Annotated in this window: 14 protein-coding genes; 11 read left to right on the plus strand and 3 right to left on the minus strand. The window is 61.9% G+C overall.

From position 1 onward, the window contains the following. Nucleotides 1–24: 24 nt before the first annotated feature. Nucleotides 25–978 carry an aldo/keto reductase gene (locus tag HWW83_RS11245; protein WP_060660366.1) on the minus strand — a complete coding sequence of 318 codons (954 nt, stop codon included), beginning with the start codon at nt 976–978 and terminating at the stop codon, nt 25–27. A 269-nt stretch (nt 979–1,247) separates the two neighbouring features. Here HWW83_RS11245 and HWW83_RS11250 point away from each other — a divergent pair, with 269 nt between their 5' ends. Genes HWW83_RS11250 through baeR form a run of 6 tightly spaced genes read left to right on the plus strand, consistent with a single transcriptional unit; the run spans nt 1,248 to nt 12,233 of the window. Further along, entirely contained in the window at nt 1,248–2,501 is a 1,254-nt protein-coding gene (locus tag HWW83_RS11250; RefSeq protein ID WP_176589297.1) for an MdtA/MuxA family multidrug efflux RND transporter periplasmic adaptor subunit, read from the plus strand. Beyond that, a complete protein-coding gene (locus HWW83_RS11255; protein WP_033644058.1) occupies nt 2,501–5,620 on the plus strand; it encodes an MdtB/MuxB family multidrug efflux RND transporter permease subunit in 3,120 nt (1,039 codons plus the stop codon). The genes HWW83_RS11250 and HWW83_RS11255 overlap by 1 nt, the downstream gene beginning before the upstream one ends. Further along, nucleotides 5,617–8,697: a multidrug efflux RND transporter permease subunit MdtC gene (mdtC, locus tag HWW83_RS11260; RefSeq protein ID WP_096242487.1), complete on the plus strand. Its 3,081-nt coding sequence runs from the start codon at nt 5,617–5,619 to the stop codon at nt 8,695–8,697. The genes HWW83_RS11255 and mdtC overlap by 4 nt, the downstream gene beginning before the upstream one ends. 10 nt (nt 8,698–8,707) lie before the next feature. Continuing rightward, complete coding sequence (mdtD, locus tag HWW83_RS11265) at nt 8,708–10,138, plus strand: multidrug transporter subunit MdtD (RefSeq protein WP_033644060.1); 1,431 nt, start codon at nt 8,708–8,710, stop codon at nt 10,136–10,138. Continuing rightward, complete coding sequence (baeS, locus tag HWW83_RS11270) at nt 10,135–11,517, plus strand: envelope stress sensor histidine kinase BaeS (protein WP_033644061.1); 1,383 nt, start codon at nt 10,135–10,137, stop codon at nt 11,515–11,517. Before mdtD ends, baeS begins: the two co-directional genes overlap by 4 nt. Continuing rightward, nucleotides 11,517–12,233, plus strand: coding sequence for an envelope stress response regulator BaeR (gene baeR / locus HWW83_RS11275; RefSeq protein ID WP_033644062.1), 717 nt, complete (start codon nt 11,517–11,519; stop codon nt 12,231–12,233). Before baeS ends, baeR begins: the two co-directional genes overlap by 1 nt. Here the strand turns inward: baeR and HWW83_RS11280 are convergent. Next, nucleotides 12,230–12,412, minus strand: coding sequence for a hypothetical protein (locus tag HWW83_RS11280; RefSeq protein WP_176589298.1), 183 nt, complete (start codon nt 12,410–12,412; stop codon nt 12,230–12,232). The genes baeR and HWW83_RS11280 overlap by 4 nt on opposite strands. A gap of 285 nt (nt 12,413–12,697) precedes the next feature. On the opposite strand from HWW83_RS11280, the gene HWW83_RS11285 reads away from it, so the two are divergent. Both HWW83_RS11285 and trhP read left to right on the plus strand, forming a co-directional pair. Beyond that, entirely contained in the window at nt 12,698–13,036 is a 339-nt protein-coding gene (locus HWW83_RS11285) for a YegP family protein (RefSeq protein ID WP_176589299.1), read from the plus strand. Between the two features lie 178 nt (nt 13,037–13,214). After that, the gene (gene trhP / locus HWW83_RS11290) at nt 13,215–14,567 is read left to right on the plus strand and encodes a prephenate-dependent tRNA uridine(34) hydroxylase TrhP (RefSeq protein WP_047574075.1); all 1,353 of its coding nucleotides are present in this window, start codon (nt 13,215–13,217) and stop codon (nt 14,565–14,567) included. Between the two features lie 216 nt (nt 14,568–14,783). Here trhP and HWW83_RS11295 read toward each other — a convergent pair whose 3' ends face one another. After that, entirely contained in the window at nt 14,784–15,005 is a 222-nt protein-coding gene (locus HWW83_RS11295; protein WP_127897175.1) for a hypothetical protein, read from the minus strand. Between the two features lie 29 nt (nt 15,006–15,034). Between HWW83_RS11295 and yegS the strand changes: the two genes are divergently transcribed. From yegS to srlA, 3 genes are all read left to right on the plus strand, one after another. Further along, a complete protein-coding gene (gene yegS / locus HWW83_RS11300; protein ID WP_033644066.1) occupies nt 15,035–15,940 on the plus strand; it encodes a lipid kinase YegS in 906 nt (301 codons plus the stop codon). A gap of 261 nt (nt 15,941–16,201) precedes the next feature. Beyond that, a complete protein-coding gene (fbaB, locus tag HWW83_RS11305; protein WP_033644067.1) occupies nt 16,202–17,251 on the plus strand; it encodes a class I fructose-bisphosphate aldolase in 1,050 nt (349 codons plus the stop codon). 236 nt (nt 17,252–17,487) lie between these two features. Beyond that, nucleotides 17,488–18,036 carry a PTS glucitol/sorbitol transporter subunit IIC gene (gene srlA, locus HWW83_RS11310; RefSeq protein WP_004941528.1) on the plus strand — a complete coding sequence of 183 codons (549 nt, stop codon included), beginning with the start codon at nt 17,488–17,490 and terminating at the stop codon, nt 18,034–18,036. Nucleotides 18,037–18,045: the final 9 nt, after the last annotated feature.

Consider the following 18,045-nt stretch of genomic DNA (forward strand, 5'->3'; position numbering starts at 1 on the left):
ATAGAGCAAAATCGCCGGCGGCTCTTACTCGGCGCTGGCGTGGTTCAGCGTCTGAATGTCGTCCGCATCCAGCGTCAGACGCGTGGCGCTGACCAACTCATCCAGCTGCGACAACGAGGTGGCGCTGACGATCGGCGCGGTGATGCTCGGACGCGCGATCAGCCAGGCCAGCGAGACCTGCGCCGCAGAGACGCCGTGTTTGCCCGCCACCTGATCCAGCGCCGCCAGGATGCGGAAACCGCGCGGGTTCAGGTAGCGTTCGACGATGCGATCGCCGCGCTGACTTTTGCCCTCATCCGCTTTGCTGCGGTATTTGCCGGTCAGAAAGCCGCTGGCCAGCGCGAAGAAGTTGATCACCCCGAGGCCATGGCGCTGCGCCACCCGCTCCAGCTCGGCTTCATACCCTTCGCGCGCATACAGATTGTATTCCGGCTGCAGGGTTTCGTAGCGCGCCAATCCGTTGCTCTCGCTCACCCGCAGCGCTTCTTCCAGGCGATCCGCCTGATAGTTGGAGGCGCCGATCGCCCGCACCTTGCCGGCCTTAATCAACGCATCGAACGCCGCCAGCGTCTCTTCCAGCGGCGTATCGCGGTCATCGTCATGCGACTGATAAAGATCGATATAATCGGTTTGCAGGCGCCGCAGCGAATCTTCCACCGCCTGCTGAATATAGCGCGGCGACAGACCCTGTTTGCCTTCGCCCATCGGTTTACCCACCTTGGTGGCGATGATCACCTGGTCGCGCTTGCCGCTCTTCTTCAGCCATTCGCCGATGACGGTTTCCGATTCGCCGCCCCGGTTGCCCGGCGCCCAGCTGGAATAAACGTCGGCGGTATCGATAAAGTTGAGCTGATTGTCCACCAGCGCATCCAGCAGGCTGAACGAGGTCGCTTGATCCGCCGTCCAACCGAACACATTGCCGCCAAAGGTCAACGCCGGCACCTGAATGCCTGAGCGGCCCAATTCTCTGTTGCTCATCACCTGCTCCTGTGGGAAAAGATTCGCGGGTTAATTATTAGCGCCAACCAGGATAGAACGCTAAAACGGATTGGCTATAAGCTGAAACAAATCACTTATAAACATAGCACGCTCAAATCACCCACTTATTAGGACAATGCTGACGGTTCCTCCATATTTCCTTCATTTTTATGCCGTCCCCGCTGGCTAAACTAGTATCCTGTAAGGAGTGTCATTTTTGTGGCAATGAGTGCCCGCACCCCTGCCTTTTGGAGAGAATTTTCGCCGCCATGAATGCAAAACCCCAACGCCGTTCCCTGATGCCGCGCCTGCTGGTTGCGGCCATCCTGGTCATCGCCGCCGTCTTCGCCTGGCGTTATTTTAACGCCGCTCAACCGCCGGCCGGCACGGCCCCGGGCGCGCAGCAGGCCGGCGGCAAAGCGGGGGCCGGTCGCGCGGCGGGCGGGCGGCGCGGCGCGCCGATGTCGCCAGTGCAGGCCGCGACGGCCACGCAACAGACGGTGCCGCGCTATCTTTCCGGCTTGGGCACCGCCATCGCCGCCAATACCGTCACCGTCACCAGCCGGGTCGACGGCCAACTGATGGCGATCCACTTTACCGAAGGCCAGCAGGTCAAAGCCGGCGATCTGCTGGCAGAAATCGATCCCCGGCCGTTCCAGGTGCAGCTGACCCAGGCGCAGGGGCTGTTGGCAAAAGATCAGGCCACGCTGGCCAACGCCCGGCGCGATCTGGCGCGCTATCAGCAATTGGTGAAAACCAATCTGGTTTCCCGTCAAGAGCTGGATACGCAGGCCTCGCTGGTGCAGCAAACCGAAGGCGCCATCAAAGCCGATCAGGGCGCGGTCGACAGCGCCAAACTGCAGATCACCTACAGCCGCATCACTGCGCCAATCGACGGCCGCGTCGGGTTGAAACTGGTCGACGTCGGCAACTACGTCACCAGCGGCAGCACCACCGGTTTGGTGGTGATCACGCAGACGCACCCGATCGACGTGGTGTTCACGCTGCCCGAAGGCAACATCGCCGATCTGCTCAAGGCGCAAAAAGCCGGGCCGGTGAGCGTCGAAGCCTGGGATCGCACCAACCAGAACAAGCTGACGACCGGTTCGCTGCTGAGCCTGGACAACCAAATTGATACCGCCACCGGCACCATCAAGCTGAAAGCGCGCTTCGCCAACGAAGACGACGCGCTGTTCCCCAACCAGTTCGTCAACGCGCGGCTGCAGGTGGATACCCTGCACGATGCGGTGGTGATCCCGACCGCCGCGCTGCAGATGGGCAACGAAGGCAACTTCGTCTGGACGCTCAGCGAAGACAACAAGGTCAGCAAACACCGGGTCACCGCCGGCGTGCAGGACAGCCGGCAGGTGGTGATCAGCGCCGGCCTCAACGCCGGCGATCGGGTGGTGACCGACGGCATCGATCGCCTGACCGAAGGCATGCAGGTGGAAGTGCTGGCGCCGAACGACGCGCCTGCGGCGTCAAAAGCCAAGCGCGAACCTGACGTTCAGAGGAAGTCCTGATGCAGGTGATGCCACCGACCCGCGGCGGCGGCCCTTCCCGCCTGTTTATCCTGCGCCCGGTCGCCACCACCCTGCTGATGGTGGCGATACTGCTGGCGGGGATCATCGGCTATCGTGCGCTGCCGGTTTCCGCGTTGCCGGAAGTGGACTACCCGACCATCCAGGTGGTGACGCTGTATCCCGGCGCCAGCCCGGACGTGGTCACCTCCGCCATTACCGCGCCGCTGGAACGCCAGTTCGGCCAGATGTCCGGCCTGAAGCAAATGGCGTCGCAAAGCTCCGGCGGCGCCTCGGTGGTGACGCTGCAATTCCAGCTGGCGCTGCCGCTCGACGTCGCGGAGCAGGAAGTGCAGGCGGCGATCAACGCCGCCACCAACCTATTGCCGAACGATCTGCCCTACCCGCCGATTTACAGCAAGGTTAACCCGGCCGATCCGCCGATCCTGACGCTGGCCGTCACCTCCACCGCCATGCCGATGACGCAGGTGGAAGACATGGTGGAGACGCGCGTAGCGCAGAAAATCTCTCAGGTGACCGGCGTCGGCCTGGTGACCCTGGCCGGCGGCCAACGCCCGGCGGTGCGTGTAAAACTGAACGCCGCGGCGGTCGCCGCCTATGGCCTGAACAGCGAAACCATCCGCACCGCCATCAGCAACGCCAACGTCAACTCGGCAAAAGGCAGCCTGGACGGCCCGACCCGCTCGGTCACCCTGTCCGCCAACGACCAAATGAAATCCGCCGACGACTATCGCCAGCTGATCGTCGCCTATCAGAACGGCGCGGCGATCCGCCTGCAGGATATCGCCACCATCGAACAAGGGGCGGAAAATACCCGACTGGCGGCCTGGGCCAACCAGCAACAGGCGATCGTGCTGAACATTCAGCGCCAGCCCGGCGTCAACGTCATCACCACCGCCGACAGCATCCGCGAAATGCTGCCGACGCTGATTAAAAGCCTGCCCAAGTCGGTCGACGTCAAGGTGTTGACCGATCGCACCACCACCATCCGCGCCTCGGTCAGCGACGTGCAGTTCGAGCTGCTGCTGGCGATCGCGCTGGTGGTAATGGTGATCTACGTGTTCCTGCGCAACGTGCCGGCGACCATTATCCCCAGCGTGGCGGTGCCGCTGTCGCTGGTCGGCACCTTCGCCGCCATGTATTTCCTCGGCTTCTCTATCAATAACCTGACGCTGATGGCATTAACCATCGCCACCGGTTTCGTGGTGGATGACGCCATCGTGGTGATCGAGAACATCTCGCGCTACATCGAGAAAGGGGAAAAGCCGCTCGACGCCGCGCTGAAAGGGGCCGGCGAGATCGGCTTCACCATCATCTCGCTGACCTTCTCGCTGGTGGCGGTGCTGATCCCGCTGCTGTTCATGGGCGACATCGTCGGCCGCCTGTTCCGCGAGTTCGCCGTGACGCTGGCGGTGGCGATTTTGATCTCCGCCGTGGTATCGCTGACGCTGACGCCGATGATGTGCGCCCGCATGCTCAGCCACGAATCGCTGCGCAAGCAGAACCGCTTCTCCGCCGCCTCCGAGCGCTTTTTCGAGCGCGTGATCGCGCGATACGGCCAGTGGCTGAAAACGGTGCTTAACCACCCCTGGCTGACGCTCGGCGTGGCCGTGGGCACCCTGGCGCTGACGGTGTTGCTGTACCTGCTGATCCCGAAAGGCTTCTTCCCGGTGCAGGACAACGGCATCATTCAGGGCACGCTGGAGGCGCCGCAGAGCGTTTCGTTCAGCAACATGGCCGAGCGCCAGCAGCAGGTCGCGGCGCAGATCCTCAAAGATCCGGCGGTGGAAAGCCTGACCTCGTTCGTCGGCGTCGACGGCAGCAACGCCACGCTCAACAGCGGCCGGCTGCAGATCAACCTGAAGCCGCTGAGCGAACGCAGCGACCGCATTCCGGCGATCATCAGCCGGTTGCAGCAGCAAACGGCGCAGTTCCCCGGCGTGAAGCTGTACCTGCAGCCGGTGCAGGATCTGACCATCGATACCCAGGTCAGCCGCACCCAGTACCAGTTCACCCTGCAGGCGATGTCGCTGGACGATCTCAGCCTGTGGGTGCCGCAGCTGATGGATGAGCTGAAACAAACCCCGCAGCTGGCGGACGTCACCAGCGATTGGCAGGATCAGGGGCTGGTCGCCTACGTCAACGTCGATCGCGATTCGGCCTCGCGCCTCGGCGTCACCATGAGCGACGTGGACAATGCGTTGTACAACGCCTTCGGCCAACGCCTGATCTCCACCATCTACACCCAGGCCAATCAATACCGGGTGGTGTTGGAGCACGACGTCAGCGCGACGCCGGGGCTGGCGGCGCTCAATGAGATCCGTCTGAGCGGCAAGGACGGCGCCGTGGTGCCGTTGAGCGCCATCGCCAAAATCGAAGAACGGTTCGGCCCGCTGTCGGTCAACCACCTCGACCAATTCCCGTCGGCCACCGTCTCGTTCAACGTCGCCGCCGGCTACTCGCTCGGCGAAGCGGTAGACGCGGTCACCCAGGCGGAAAAAAATCTCGCCATGCCGAAAGACATCACCACCCAATTCCAGGGCGCGACGCTGGCCTTCCAGGCGGCGCTCGGCAGCACGCTGTGGCTGATTTTGGCGGCGGTGGTGGCGATGTATATCGTGCTGGGCGTGCTGTATGAAAGCTTCATTCATCCGGTGACCATCCTCTCCACCCTGCCGACCGCCGGGGTCGGCGCGCTGCTGGCGTTGATGCTGGCCGGCAGCGAACTGGACGTGATCGCCATCATCGGCATCATCCTGCTGATCGGCATCGTGAAGAAGAACGCCATCATGATGATCGACTTCGCGCTGGCGGCGGAACGCGAACAGGGTTTATCGCCGCGCGACGCCATCTATCAGGCCTGCCTGCTGCGTTTCCGGCCGATCCTGATGACCACGCTGGCGGCCTTGCTCGGCGCGCTGCCGCTGATGCTGAGCACCGGCGTCGGCGCGGAGCTGCGGCATCCGCTGGGCGTCTGTATGGTCGGCGGCCTGATCATGAGCCAGATCCTGACGCTGTTCACCACGCCGGTGATCTACCTGCTGTTTGACAAACTGGCGCGCAACACGCATCGCCAGCCGGATACGCAGGAGCTGCCGTGAAATTCTTCGCCCTGTTCATTCACCGGCCGGTGGCCACCACCCTGCTGACGCTGGCCATCGCCATCAGCGGCGCGATCGGTTTTCGCCTGCTGCCGGTGTCGCCGCTGCCGCAGGTGGATTTTCCGGTGATTTCGATCAGCGCGTCGCTGCCGGGCGCCTCGCCGGAAACCATGGCCTCCTCGGTGGCGACGCCGCTGGAGCGCGCGCTGGGCCGTATCGCCGGGGTCAATGAAATGACCTCGATGAGCTCGCTCGGCAGCACCCGGGTGATTTTGCAGTTCGATCTCAGCCGAGACATCAACGGCGCCGCGCGCGACGTGCAGGCGGCGATTAACGCCGCGCAAAGCCTGTTGCCGACCGGCATGCCGAGCCGCCCCAGCTATCGCAAGGTCAACCCTTCCGACGCGCCGATCATGATCCTGACGCTGACGTCGGACATCTACAGCCAGGGGCAGCTTTACGATTTCGCCTCCACCCAGCTGGCGCAGAAGATCAGCCAGACCGAAGGCGTCGGCGACGTTTCCGTGGGCGGCAGCTCGCTGCCGGCGGTGCGCGTGGAGTTGAACCCTTCGGCGCTGTTCAATCAGGGCGTTTCGCTGGATGCCGTGCGGCAGGCCATCAGCAACGCCAACGTGCGCCGCCCGCAGGGCGCCGTCGAAAACCCGCAGCAACGTTGGCAAATCCAGGCCAACGACGCGCTGAAAACCGCCGACGCCTACCGCCCGCTGATCGTTCATTACAACAACGGTTCGGCGGTGCGGCTCGGCGACGTGGCCGAGGTCAAAGATTCGGTGCAGGACGTGCGCAACGCCGGGATGACCGACGCCAAGCCGGCGATCGTTCTGGCCATCAGCCGCGCGCCGGACGCCAACATCATCGAAACCGTCGATCGCATTCGCGCCGAGCTGCCCGCCTTGCAGGAGAATATCCCGGCCTCGATTCAACTCAACGTCGCGCAGGATCGCTCGCCGACCATTCGCGCGTCGCTGGCCGAGGTGGAACAGTCGCTGGCGATCGCCATCGGGCTGGTGATCCTGGTGGTGTTCATCTTCCTGCGCTCCGGCCGCGCCACGCTGATCCCGGCGGTCGCCGTGCCGGTGTCGCTGATCGGCTCGTTCGCCGCCATGTATCTGTGCGGCTTCAGCCTCAACAACCTGTCGCTGATGGCGCTGACCATCGCCACCGGCTTTGTGGTGGACGACGCCATCGTGGTGCTGGAAAACATTTCCCGCCACGTCGAGGCAGGCATGAAACCGATCAACGCTGCGCTGCTGGGCGCACGGGAGGTCGGTTTCACCGTGCTGTCGATGAGCGTTTCGCTGGTGGCGGTGTTTATCCCGCTGCTGCTGATGGCGGGCCTGCCCGGCCGGCTGTTCCGCGAATTCGCCGTCACCCTGTCGGTGTCGATCGGGCTGTCGCTGATCGTCTCGCTGACGCTCACGCCGATGATGTGCGCCTATCTGCTGCGCCACCAGCCGGCACGTTCGCAGCGGCGCGCGCGCGGCTTCGGCAAAATGCTGCTGGCGCTGCAGCAGGGATACGGACGCTCGCTGAACTGGGTGCTTGGCCACTCGCGCTGGGTGCTGGCGGTGTTCCTCGCCACCATTGCGCTCAACGTCTGGCTGTATATCAGCATCCCGAAAACCTTCTTCCCCGAACAGGATACCGGCCGCCTGATGGGCTTTATCCAGGCCGATCAGAGCATCTCGTTCCAGGCGATGCGCGGCAAACTGGAAGATTTCATGAAAATCGTGCGCGAAGATCCGGACGTGGAAAACGTCACCGGCTTTACCGGCGGCTCGCGCACCAACAGCGGCTCGATGTTCATCTCACTGAAACCGCTGTCGGTACGCAGCGACGACGCGCAGAAAGTGATCGCCCGCCTGCGCGCTCGCCTGGCCAAAGAACCGGGCGCCAGCCTGTTCTTGATGGCGGTGCAGGATATCCGCGTCGGCGGCCGCCAGGCCAACGCCAGCTACCAATATACGCTGCTGGCGGATGACCTCGCCGCGCTGCGCGACTGGGAACCGAAGATCCGCGCCGCGCTGGCGGCATTGCCCGAGCTGGCGGACGTCAACTCGGATCAGCAGGATAAAGGCTCGGAGATGGATCTGGTCTACGATCGCGAGACCATGGCGCGTCTCGGCATTTCGGTGTCCGACGCCAACAACCTGTTGAACAACGCCTTCGGCCAGCGACAGATTTCGACCATCTATCAACCGCTCAACCAATACAAAGTGGTGATGGAAGTGGCGCCGCCTTACACTCAGGACGTCAGCTCGCTGGACAAGATGTTCATCATCAACAACGAAGGCAAGGCGATACCGCTCTCCTACTTCGCCAGTTGGCGACCGGCCAACGCGCCGCTGTCGGTCAACCATCAGGGGCTGTCCGCCGCCTCGACCATCTCCTTTAACCTGCCGGACGGCGGCAGCCTGTCGGACGCCACCGCCGCTGTCGAGCGCACCATGACTCAGCTCGGCGTGCCGTCCACGGTGCGCGGCGCCTTCGCCGGCACCGCCCAGGTGTTCCAGGACACCCTGAAGTCGCAGCTGATCCTGATCCTGGCGGCGATCGCCACGGTGTATATCGTGCTCGGCGTGCTGTACGAGAGCTATATCCATCCGCTGACCATCCTCTCCACCCTGCCTTCCGCGGGCGTGGGGGCGCTGTTGGCGCTCGAGCTGTTCGGCGCGCCGTTCAGCCTGATCGCGCTGATCGGCATCATGCTGTTGATCGGCATCGTGAAGAAAAACGCCATCATGATGGTCGACTTCGCGCTCGAGGCGCAGCGCAACGGCGGCATCAGCGCCCGCGAGGCGATTTTCCAGGCCAGCCTGCTGCGCTTCCGGCCGATCCTGATGACCACGCTGGCGGCGCTGTTCGGCGCGCTGCCGCTGGTGTTGACCAGCGGCGACGGCGCGGAGCTGCGCCAGCCGCTCGGCATCACCATCGCCGGCGGTCTGGTGATGAGCCAGTTGCTGACGCTGTACACCACGCCGGTGGTCTATCTTTACTTCGACCGGCTGCAGGCGAAGTTCCGCCGCAACAAGCAGCTGGCCCCGCTGCCGCACTAATGGCCGACCGATGCTGATGAAACACACCGCCACGGTACGTTGGCAACTCTGGATAGTGGCGTTCGGCTTCTTTATGCAGACGCTGGATACCACTATCGTCAATACCGCCCTGCCCTCGATGGCCGCCAGCCTGGGGGAGAACCCGCTGCGCATGCAGTCGGTGATCGTCGCCTATGTGCTGACGGTGGCGGTGACGCTGCCGGCCAGCGGCTGGCTGGCGGACAAGGTCGGCGTACAGCGGGTGTTTTTCAGCGCCATCGTGCTGTTTACCCTCGGCTCCCTCCTCTGCGCCCGCTCGGCAACCCTGAACGAGCTGATCGCCTCGCGCGTGCTTCAGGGCATCGGCGGCGCGATGATGGTGCCGGTCGGCCGCCTGACGGTGATGAAGATCGTGCCGCGCGAGCAGTACATGGCGGCGATGACCTTCGTGACGCTGCCGGGCCAGATCGGCCCGCTGATGGGGCCGGCGCTGGGTGGACTTCTGGTGCAATACGCCAGCTGGCACTGGATTTTCCTGATCAATATTCCGGTGGGCATCGTGGGCGCCATCGCCACGCTGCTGCTGATGCCCAACTACCAAATGCAGACCCGCCGTTTCGATCTCAGCGGCTTTTTCCTGCTGGCGATCGGCATGGCGTCGCTGACGCTGGCGCTCGACGGCCACAAAGGCATGGGCCTGACCGGCGGCGCCATCGCCGGCCTGGTGGCGCTGGGCGCGGCGGCGTTGTTGGGGTATGTTTGGCATGCCTACGGCAATAGCCGCGCCCTGTTCTCGCTGCGGCTGCTGCGCACCCCGACCTACAAGATCGGGCTGCTGGCCAGTCTGCTGGGGCGCATCGGCAGCGGCATGCTGCCGTTCATGACACCGCTGTTTCTGCAGGTGGGCATGGGCTTCACGCCGTTCCACGCCGGGCTGATGATGATCCCGATGATCATCGGCAGCATGGGCATGAAGCGCATCGTGGTGCAGGTGGTCAACCGCTTCGGCTACCGCAACGTGCTGGTGGCCGCCACGCTGCTGCTGGCGCTGGTCAGCCTGAGTTTCCTGCTGGCGGCGATGCTCGGCTGGCTGTGGCTGCTGCCGGTGATACTGTTCTTCCAGGGGATGGTCAACGCATTGCGCTTCTCGGCGATGAATACCCTGACGCTGAAAGACCTGCCGGACCGGCTGGCCAGCAGCGGCAACAGCCTGTTGTCGATGGTCATGCAGCTGTCGATGAGCCTCGGCGTCAGCGTCGCCGGCATCTTGATCGGCAGCTTCGCCCATCACCAGGCGGTGGCCGACAGCCCGGCCATCCACAGCGCATTTATTTACAGCTACTGCTGTATGGCGTTGATTATCGCCCTGCCCGCGCTGGCCTTCGCGCGCGTGCCGGCGGATAGCGCGCCTAACCGCACGCTGGCCAAAGAGCCGGGCACCGGCTCAACGAGGTTGCAATGAAGATAGGCATTACCGGGAAGCTGTTCCTGGCCATTTTCGCCACCTGCATGCTGGTGTTGATCACCATGCACTGGGGGGTGCGCGTCAGCTTTGAACGCGGTTTTATCGACTACATCAAGAGCAGTAACGAGCAGCGCATCAACATGCTGAGCGAAGCGCTGGAGGAGCAGTACAGCCATCATGGCAACTGGATATTCCTGCGCAACAACGATCAGGTGGTCTACCAAATCATGCGTTCGTTCGAGCAGAACAGCGACAGCAGCCACAACCTGCCGCCCAAGGGCTGGCGCACCCAGTTTTGGGTGGTGGACAGCCAGTTCAATCGGCTGGTCGGGCATTCCGGCCCGTTGCCGAAAGAGGGGCCGCGCCACCCGATCCGCTACAACAACGAGATCGTCGGTTGGGTGCTCACTACCCCGGTCGAACGCCTGACGCGCAATACCGACATCAACTTCGATCGCCAGCAGCGCCGCACCAGCTGGATCATCGTCGCGCTCTCCACCCTGCTGGCGGCGGCGGTGACCTGGCTACTGTCGCGCGGCATGCTGGCCCCGGTTAAACGCCTGGTGGCGGGCACCCATCGATTGGCGGCGGGCGACTTCACCGCCCGCGTGGCGGTCAGCAGCCAAGATGAGCTGGGCAGGCTGGCGCACGACTTCAACCAGTTGGCCACCTCGCTGGAGAAAAATGAACAGATGCGCCGCGCCTTTATGGCCGACGTGTCGCACGAACTGCGCACGCCGCTGGCGGTGCTGCGCGGCGAGCTGGAGGCGCTGCAGGACGGCGTGCGCCAGCCGACGCCCGCGTCGCTCAGCTCGCTGCAGGCCGAGGTGTCCACCCTGACCAAACTGGTCGACGACCTGCACCAGCTTTCGCTCTCCGATCTCGGCGCGCTGGCCTATCGCAAATCGTCGGTGGACTGCGTGCATCTGCTGCAGATCGCCGTCGCCGCCTTCCGCGAGCGCTTTCGCGCCAAAGGGCTGGAGATCGTCACCCATCTGCCGCCCCAGGCGCCGCTGTTCGGCGATCCCGATCGCCTGAATCAACTGTTCAATAACCTGTTGGAAAACAGCCTGCGCTACACCGATGCCGGCGGCCGGCTGGAAATCAGCGCCGAGCTGCAGCCGGGGCGGCTATCCCTCTGCTGGCAGGACAGCGCGCCAGGCATCAGCGATCAGCAACTGACGCGCATTTTCGAACGTTTCTACCGGGCGGAAGGCTCGCGCAACCGCGCCAGCGGCGGTTCCGGATTGGGGCTGGCGATCTGCCACAACATCGTGGAAGCGCACGACGGAAAAATCCGCGCCGAGCATTCGCCTTTAGGCGGCGTGCGCATTACAGTAGAATTTGCTACCCCGATAAAAAATAAGGCGCCCTGATGGACATTCAGAATCAACCCGTGCAGATCATGATTGTTGAAGATGAGCCCAAACTGGGCCAGCTGCTGGTGGATTATCTGCAGGCGGCGGGCTACGCCACCCGTTGGCTGACCAACGGCAACGAAGTGGTGCCGACCGTGCACCAGCATCCGCCGGCGCTGATCTTGCTCGATCTGATGCTGCCGGGCGCCGATGGGCTGACGGTGTGCCGCGAGCTGCGCCGCTTCAGCGACGTACCGATCGTGATGGTGACGGCGAAAATCGAAGAGATTGACCGCCTGCTGGGGCTGGAGATCGGCGCCGACGATTACATCTGCAAACCCTACAGCCCGCGCGAAGTGGTAGCGCGGGTGAAAACCATCCTGCGCCGCAGCTATCGGCCGCAGGAGAATGCGCGGGAAGATGACCTGTTGCACATCGATGAGCCGCGTTTCCAGGCCAGCTATCAGGGGCAATTGCTGGATCTGACGCCAGCGGAGTTCCGCCTGCTGAAGACGTTGGCCAGCCAGCCGGGCAACGTATTTTCGCGCGAGCAGCTGCTGAATAACCTGTATGACGACTATCGGGTGGTCACCGACCGCACCATCGACAGCCACATCAAAAACCTGCGCCGCAAGCTGGAGCTGATCGACGGGCAAAAATCCTTTATCCGCTCGGTATACGGCGTCGGTTACCGCTGGGAAGCCGAACCCTGCCGGCTGGTGAATGGGGTTTAGGGGAGAGAATCGACCGCGTTCCACCAAGGCGCGCGGTCAGCCACACACTGTTGTCGCTCATCCGACAGCAGGAAGTCGTGTGGTAGGGCTGTGTTAGCGATCATTCTCAACAGAGGCTCCCAATCTTTATCGCTGCCCTCGCTTTTATCATTTCCTACTGACCGTTCGATTTTTTCCATCCTTGGCGCTCCTGTGCAAAATTTGCCCTATTTTATCTCTGCGAGGTGAACCCGCCAAGATGAAATCGCGAGTGTTCCACGGCTTAGACGTCCCAAATACTGCACTGCGCAATCACCGCCCCTCCCTTAGCTTCCCGTGCGGCGCCGGGCTTCTCGGGCGAAAACTCCGCGCCGGCGCAAAAAAATTGCGCATTTTTTCGACTAAGCTGCTGTGAGGTTTAGCCACCGATTTTCAAGCGATTGGCTACACTTACATCACGAATCGGAACCTACAGGAGAAGAACCATGGCAATCGGTCATTACGAGCTGAAAAAAGCAAAGAACGGACAGTACCACTTCAACCTGAAAGCCAGTAACGGCGAGATCATTCTGACCAGCGAGATGTACGCCAGCAAAGCGTCGGCGGAGAACGGCATCGCCTCGGTGCAGACCAATTCGCCGCATGAAGCGCAGTTTGAACTGAAGCACAGCACCAGCAACCAGCCCTACTTTGTGCTGAAGGCCAAGAACCATCAGGTGATCGGCGTCAGCGAAATGTACAGCTCCGAAAGCGCAGCCAAAAACGGTATCCAGTCGGTGATTAAAAATGGCCCGACCACCGATATTCGCGATTTGAGCGCCTGATCTCCCGTTTCGCCCGCGCGGTGGCCGCCATCGCGCGTTTTCCGTTTGACCGGGATCAATCTCCCTTGAATAAATCCGGTTAACTGCTGATTTTTTGCCGCGCCGCAGCTACAATCCCCCGCTTTTACTGCGCCATCAGGTGGCGTGGTGCTGACCTGAAATCAGACCGAGACACACTATGTTTACACCGGAACTTCTCTCCCCGGCCGGCACGCTGAAAAACATGCGTTACGCCTTCGCCTACGGCGCCGATGCGGTTTACGCCGGCCAGCCGCGCTACAGCCTGCGGGTGCGCAACAACGAGTTCAACCACGAGAATCTGGCGCAGGGCATCAACGAAGCGCACGCGCTGGGTAAAAAATTCTACGTGGTGGTCAACATCGCCCCGCACAACGCCAAGCTGAAAACCTTCCTGCGCGATCTGAAACCAGTAGTCGATATGGGCCCGGATGCGCTGATCATGTCCGATCCTGGCCTGATCATGATGGTGCGCGAAGCCTTCCCGCAGATGGACATCCACCTGTCGGTGCAGGCCAACGCCGTTAACTGGGCGACGGTGAAGTTCTGGAAACAAATGGGCCTGACCCGCGTGATCCTGTCGCGCGAGCTGTCGCTGGAAGAGATCGCCGAGATCCGCGCCGAAGTGCCGGACATGGAGCTGGAGATCTTCGTCCACGGCGCGCTGTGCATGGCCTACTCCGGCCGCTGCCTGCTGTCCGGCTATATCAACAAGCGCGATCCCAACCAGGGCACCTGCACCAACGCCTGCCGTTGGCAGTACAAGGCGGAAGAAGGCAAAGAGGACGACACCGGCAATATCGTGCACCTGCACGAGCCGATCCCGGTGCAGACCGTCGAGCCGACGCTGGGCATCGGCACGCCGACCGACAAGGTATTCATGCTGTCTGAGGCGCAAAAACCAGGCGAATATATGAGCGCCTTCGAGGACGAACACGGCACCTACATCATGAACTCCAAGGATCTGCGCGCCATCCAGCACGTAGAGCGTCTGACGCAGCTCGGCGTGCATTCGTTGAAGATCGAAGGGCGCACCAAGTCCTTTTACTACTGCGCGCGTACCGCCCAGGTCTACCGCCGCGCCATCGACGACGCCGTTGCCGGCAAACCGTTCGATCCGACCCTGCTCACCACGCTGGAAGGCCTGGCGCACCGCGGCTATACCGAAGGCTTCCTGCGCCGCCACGTGCACGAAGCGCAGCAGAACTACGAATACGGCTCTTCGCTCTCCGAGCGCCAGCAGTTCGTCGGCGAGTTCACCGGCGTGCGCCGCGAAGGCTGGGCGGAAGTCGACGTGAAGAATAAATTCTCACTCGGCGACAGCGTCGAGATGATGACGCCGGGCGGCAACGTGCTGTTCACCCTCGAAAGCATGCAAAATAAGAAAGGCGAGCCGATTGAGGTCGCGCCGGGCAACGGCCATATCGTTTATTTGCCGATCCCGCAGGATATCGATCTCAATTATGCTTTGCTGATCCGCAATTTGGCGGAAGAAAATAGCGCCGGAGCCTAACAATGAATCGCCGTCATTCGGCGGCGATTTTTAGCAAATATTAGAATTGGATCACATCAATGTGCCCGCAGCTTGGTTACTATCACGCTGCTTAAAACGAACAACGAAAATATTTGCATAGCAATACTAGGAACCACCTCCTTAGCCGGCCCAATCTCCCTTGGGCTGGCTTTTTCTTTATGGGCCCGCCATTGCCGCCGGCGCGCCTATTTCTCATTACGTTTTCCCGTTATCCATTTTAATAAAAATAATAACGCCACATCGATATATAAATAACGCTATAGCGATTAATCCTGCCGCCATTAAAATTGCGCTTATTGTCAGGTTAAATTCAGATAAATTCGCATCGTCTTCATATTCACGGCGCAATGGGAAATAACCGGAATTAGCTGAATATTCTGATGGCTTGGCGGCCTGGGCTGGTTTATCTTGAGGCATTATTGGTTTTCCGCCGGAGGAGCTCGGCAATGCCTCAACACTCACATGCACCAGCACTGCTTATCATCAACGGCAAGGGCGCCGGCAACGAAGAGCTGCGCCAGGCCGTCAACCGGCTGCGCGAAGAGCAGATAACGCTGCACGTGCGCGTCACCTGGGAACACGGCGACGCCGCGCGCTACGTCGCGGAAGCCGCTCGGCTCGGCGTCGGCACCGTCGTCGCCGGCGGCGGTGACGGCACCATCAACGAAGTGGCCGCCGCGCTGGCGCAACTGCCGGCGCAAGGTCGGCCGGCGCTGGGCATTTTGCCGCTCGGCACCGCCAACGACTTCGCCATGGCCTGCAACATTCCCCTCTCGCCCGAGCAGGCGCTGCAGCTGGCGATCAAGGGCCGCTCGGTGCCTATCGATCTGGCCAAGGTCAACGGCGAGCGCTACTTCATCAACATGGCCACCGGCGGCTTCGGCACCCGTATCACCACTGAAACGCCGGAGAAGCTGAAGGCGGCGTTGGGCGGCGTGTCCTACTTCGTGCACGGCCTGCTGCGCATGGATACGCTGCAGGCCGACCGCTGTGAAATCCGCGGGCCGGACTTCCGCTGGGCCGGCGAAGCGCTGGTGATCGGCATCGGCAACGGCAAACAGGCCGGCGGCGGCCAGGAACTGTGCCCCAACGCGCTGATTAACGACGGGCAGTTGCAGCTGCGCCTGCTGATCGCCGATGAACTGCTGCCGGCGCTGGTGGCCGCCCTGTTCAACGACGAAGAGAGCAACAGCATCCTCAGCGCCGCGCTGCCGTGGCTGGAGATCGACGCGCCGCATGAGATGACCTTCAACCTCGACGGCGAGCCGCTCAAAGGCCGCCATTTCCGCATCGAAGTGGTGCCGCAGGCCATCGAATGCCGCCTGCCGCCGAACTGCGCCCTGCTGGGCTAATCCGGCTCTGCGCCCGCTCGCCGCTCGGAACGCCAAGGCAGGCGAGATCGAACAATCAAGCACTTAACGCGCCGGGGGCGATCGCCCCCGCGTATTTGGCCACGCCAATGGCATTTCCTCTCAATCGCATCTATTGTTTGTCCTTGCCGGATCAAGTTCGGTAGCATCGCTTTACAGCTTCAATCACCGCTTTTTTACTACGCCGGTGGTCAAAAATCCTTGCATTGCCGGTGTATGAAGAAGCTTAATCGGGAGTGAATCATGACTGATATTGTGCAGTTGCTAGGAAAGGAAGCGGAAGATCTGCTGCAACACCGCTGTACCACTATCCCCGCCGAGAATCTCTACCTGCCGGGCGCCGACTTCGTCGACCGCGTAATGATCGATAACAACCGCCCCAACAGCGTGCTGCGTTCGATGCAAACCCTGTTCAACCACGGCCGCCTGGCCGGCACCGGTTACCTGTCGATCCTGCCGGTCGATCAGGGCATCGAGCACTCCGCCGCCGCCTCGTTCGCCGCCAATCCGCTGTATTTCGATCCGAAGAACATCGTCGAGCTGGCGATTGAAGCCGGCTGTAACTGCGTCGCCTCCACCTACGGCGTGCTGGCGTCGGTATCGCGCCGCTATGCGCATAAAATTCCGTTCCTGGTCAAACTCAACCACAACGAAACGCTGAGCTACCCGACCCAGTACGACCAGACCCTGTACGCCAGCGTCGAGCAGGCGTTCAACATGGGCGCAGTGGCGGTTGGCGCCACCATTTACTTCGGCTCCGAGCAGTCGCGCCGCCAGATCGAAGAGATCTCGATCGCCTTCGAGCGCGCGCATGAGCTGGGCATGGTCACGGTGCTGTGGGCCTATCTGCGCAACCCGGCGTTCAACAAGGACGGCGTGGACTACCACTCCAGCGCCGATCTGACCGGCCAGGCCAACCACATCGCCGCCACCATCGGCGCCGACATCGTCAAACAGAAAATGGCCGAAAACAACGGCGGTTACCGCGCGGTGAAATTCGGCTATACCGACGATCGCGTCTACACCAAGCTGACCACCGATCACCCGATCGATCTGGTGCGCTACCAGCTGGCCAACTGCTACATGGGCCGCGCCGGGCTGATCAACTCCGGCGGCGCCGCCGGTGAGAACGATCTGCAGGAATCGGTGCGCACCGCGGTGATCAACAAACGCGCCGGCGGCATGGGCCTGATCCTGGGGCGCAAGGCGTTCAAGAAATCGATGAAAGACGGCGTGGCGCTGATCAACGCCGTACAAGACGCCTACTTGGACAAGAAGGTCACCATCGCCTGATGTGACAGACCGCCTGTCACAAAGCCCGGTTCGCCGGGCTTTTTTGTGCCCGTTATCCCGCCTCTCGCGCCGTTCACCTTCTCTTTCTTTCACTTTAAACTTTCAAAATAAAATATTTATCTTTCAAATTGTGATCTATTTAAAACAAATAGCCCAACAAAGTGACTACTGTAAGGCCCATGGCGACAGAGCCGCCGTTCGCTCCAGGCCATATCAGTCCATTACAGGAGAACATAATGATTGAGCTAATCACCCACGGCGCCGAGTGGTTTATCGGCCTGTTTCAGAAAGGCGGTGAAGTGTTTGTCGGCATGGTGACCGGCATTTTGCCTTTGTTGATCAGCCTGTTGGTTATCATGAACGCGCTGATCAAATTTGTTGGCCAGGAACGTATCGAACGATTGGCGCAGCGCTGCGCGGGCAACCCCGTCTCGCGTTATCTGCTGCTGCCGCTGATCGGCACCTTTGTCTTCTGCAACCCGATGACCCTCAGCCTGGGGCGCTTCATGCCGGAGAAATACAAGCCGAGCTACTACGCGGCGGCCTCCTACAGCTGCCACTCGATGAACGGCCTGTTTCCGCACATCAACCCCGGCGAGCTGTTCGTTTACCTCGGCATCGCCAGCGGCCTGACCACCCTCGGCCTGCCGCTCGGCCCGTTGGCGGTGAGCTATTTCCTGGTGGGGCTGTTCACCAACTTCTTCCGCGGCTGGGTCACCGATCTCACCACCAGTCTGTTCGAACGCAAGATGGGCATCCGTCTGGATCGCCAGGTGCAACTTTAATTCGTGGAG

Origin of the sequence: Serratia ureilytica (assembly GCF_013375155.1) — a bacterium.
GTDB classification, from domain to species: Bacteria; Pseudomonadota; Gammaproteobacteria; order Enterobacterales; family Enterobacteriaceae; genus Serratia; species Serratia ureilytica.

What these genes read in the sequence shown, in the direction of transcription:
- srlA (WP_004941528.1), top strand. Translation starts at nt 17,488, where the DNA reads ATGATTGAGCTAATCACCCACGGCGCCGAGTGGTTTATCGGCCTGTTT.
- mdtD (WP_033644060.1), top strand. Translation starts at nt 8,708, where the DNA reads ATGCTGATGAAACACACCGCCACGGTACGTTGGCAACTCTGGATAGTG.
- yegS (WP_033644066.1), top strand. Translation starts at nt 15,035, where the DNA reads ATGCCTCAACACTCACATGCACCAGCACTGCTTATCATCAACGGCAAG.
- HWW83_RS11285 (WP_176589299.1), top strand. Translation starts at nt 12,698, where the DNA reads ATGGCAATCGGTCATTACGAGCTGAAAAAAGCAAAGAACGGACAGTAC.
- fbaB (WP_033644067.1), top strand. Translation starts at nt 16,202, where the DNA reads ATGACTGATATTGTGCAGTTGCTAGGAAAGGAAGCGGAAGATCTGCTG.
- HWW83_RS11295 (WP_127897175.1), bottom strand. Translation starts at nt 15,005, where the DNA reads ATGCCTCAAGATAAACCAGCCCAGGCCGCCAAGCCATCAGAATATTCA.
- HWW83_RS11280 (WP_176589298.1), bottom strand. Translation starts at nt 12,412, where the DNA reads ATGGAAAAAATCGAACGGTCAGTAGGAAATGATAAAAGCGAGGGCAGC.
- baeS (WP_033644061.1), top strand. Translation starts at nt 10,135, where the DNA reads ATGAAGATAGGCATTACCGGGAAGCTGTTCCTGGCCATTTTCGCCACC.
- trhP (WP_047574075.1), top strand. Translation starts at nt 13,215, where the DNA reads ATGTTTACACCGGAACTTCTCTCCCCGGCCGGCACGCTGAAAAACATG.
- HWW83_RS11255 (WP_033644058.1), top strand. Translation starts at nt 2,501, where the DNA reads ATGCAGGTGATGCCACCGACCCGCGGCGGCGGCCCTTCCCGCCTGTTT.
- HWW83_RS11250 (WP_176589297.1), top strand. Translation starts at nt 1,248, where the DNA reads ATGAATGCAAAACCCCAACGCCGTTCCCTGATGCCGCGCCTGCTGGTT.
- HWW83_RS11245 (WP_060660366.1), bottom strand. Translation starts at nt 978, where the DNA reads ATGAGCAACAGAGAATTGGGCCGCTCAGGCATTCAGGTGCCGGCGTTG.
- baeR (WP_033644062.1), top strand. Translation starts at nt 11,517, where the DNA reads ATGGACATTCAGAATCAACCCGTGCAGATCATGATTGTTGAAGATGAG.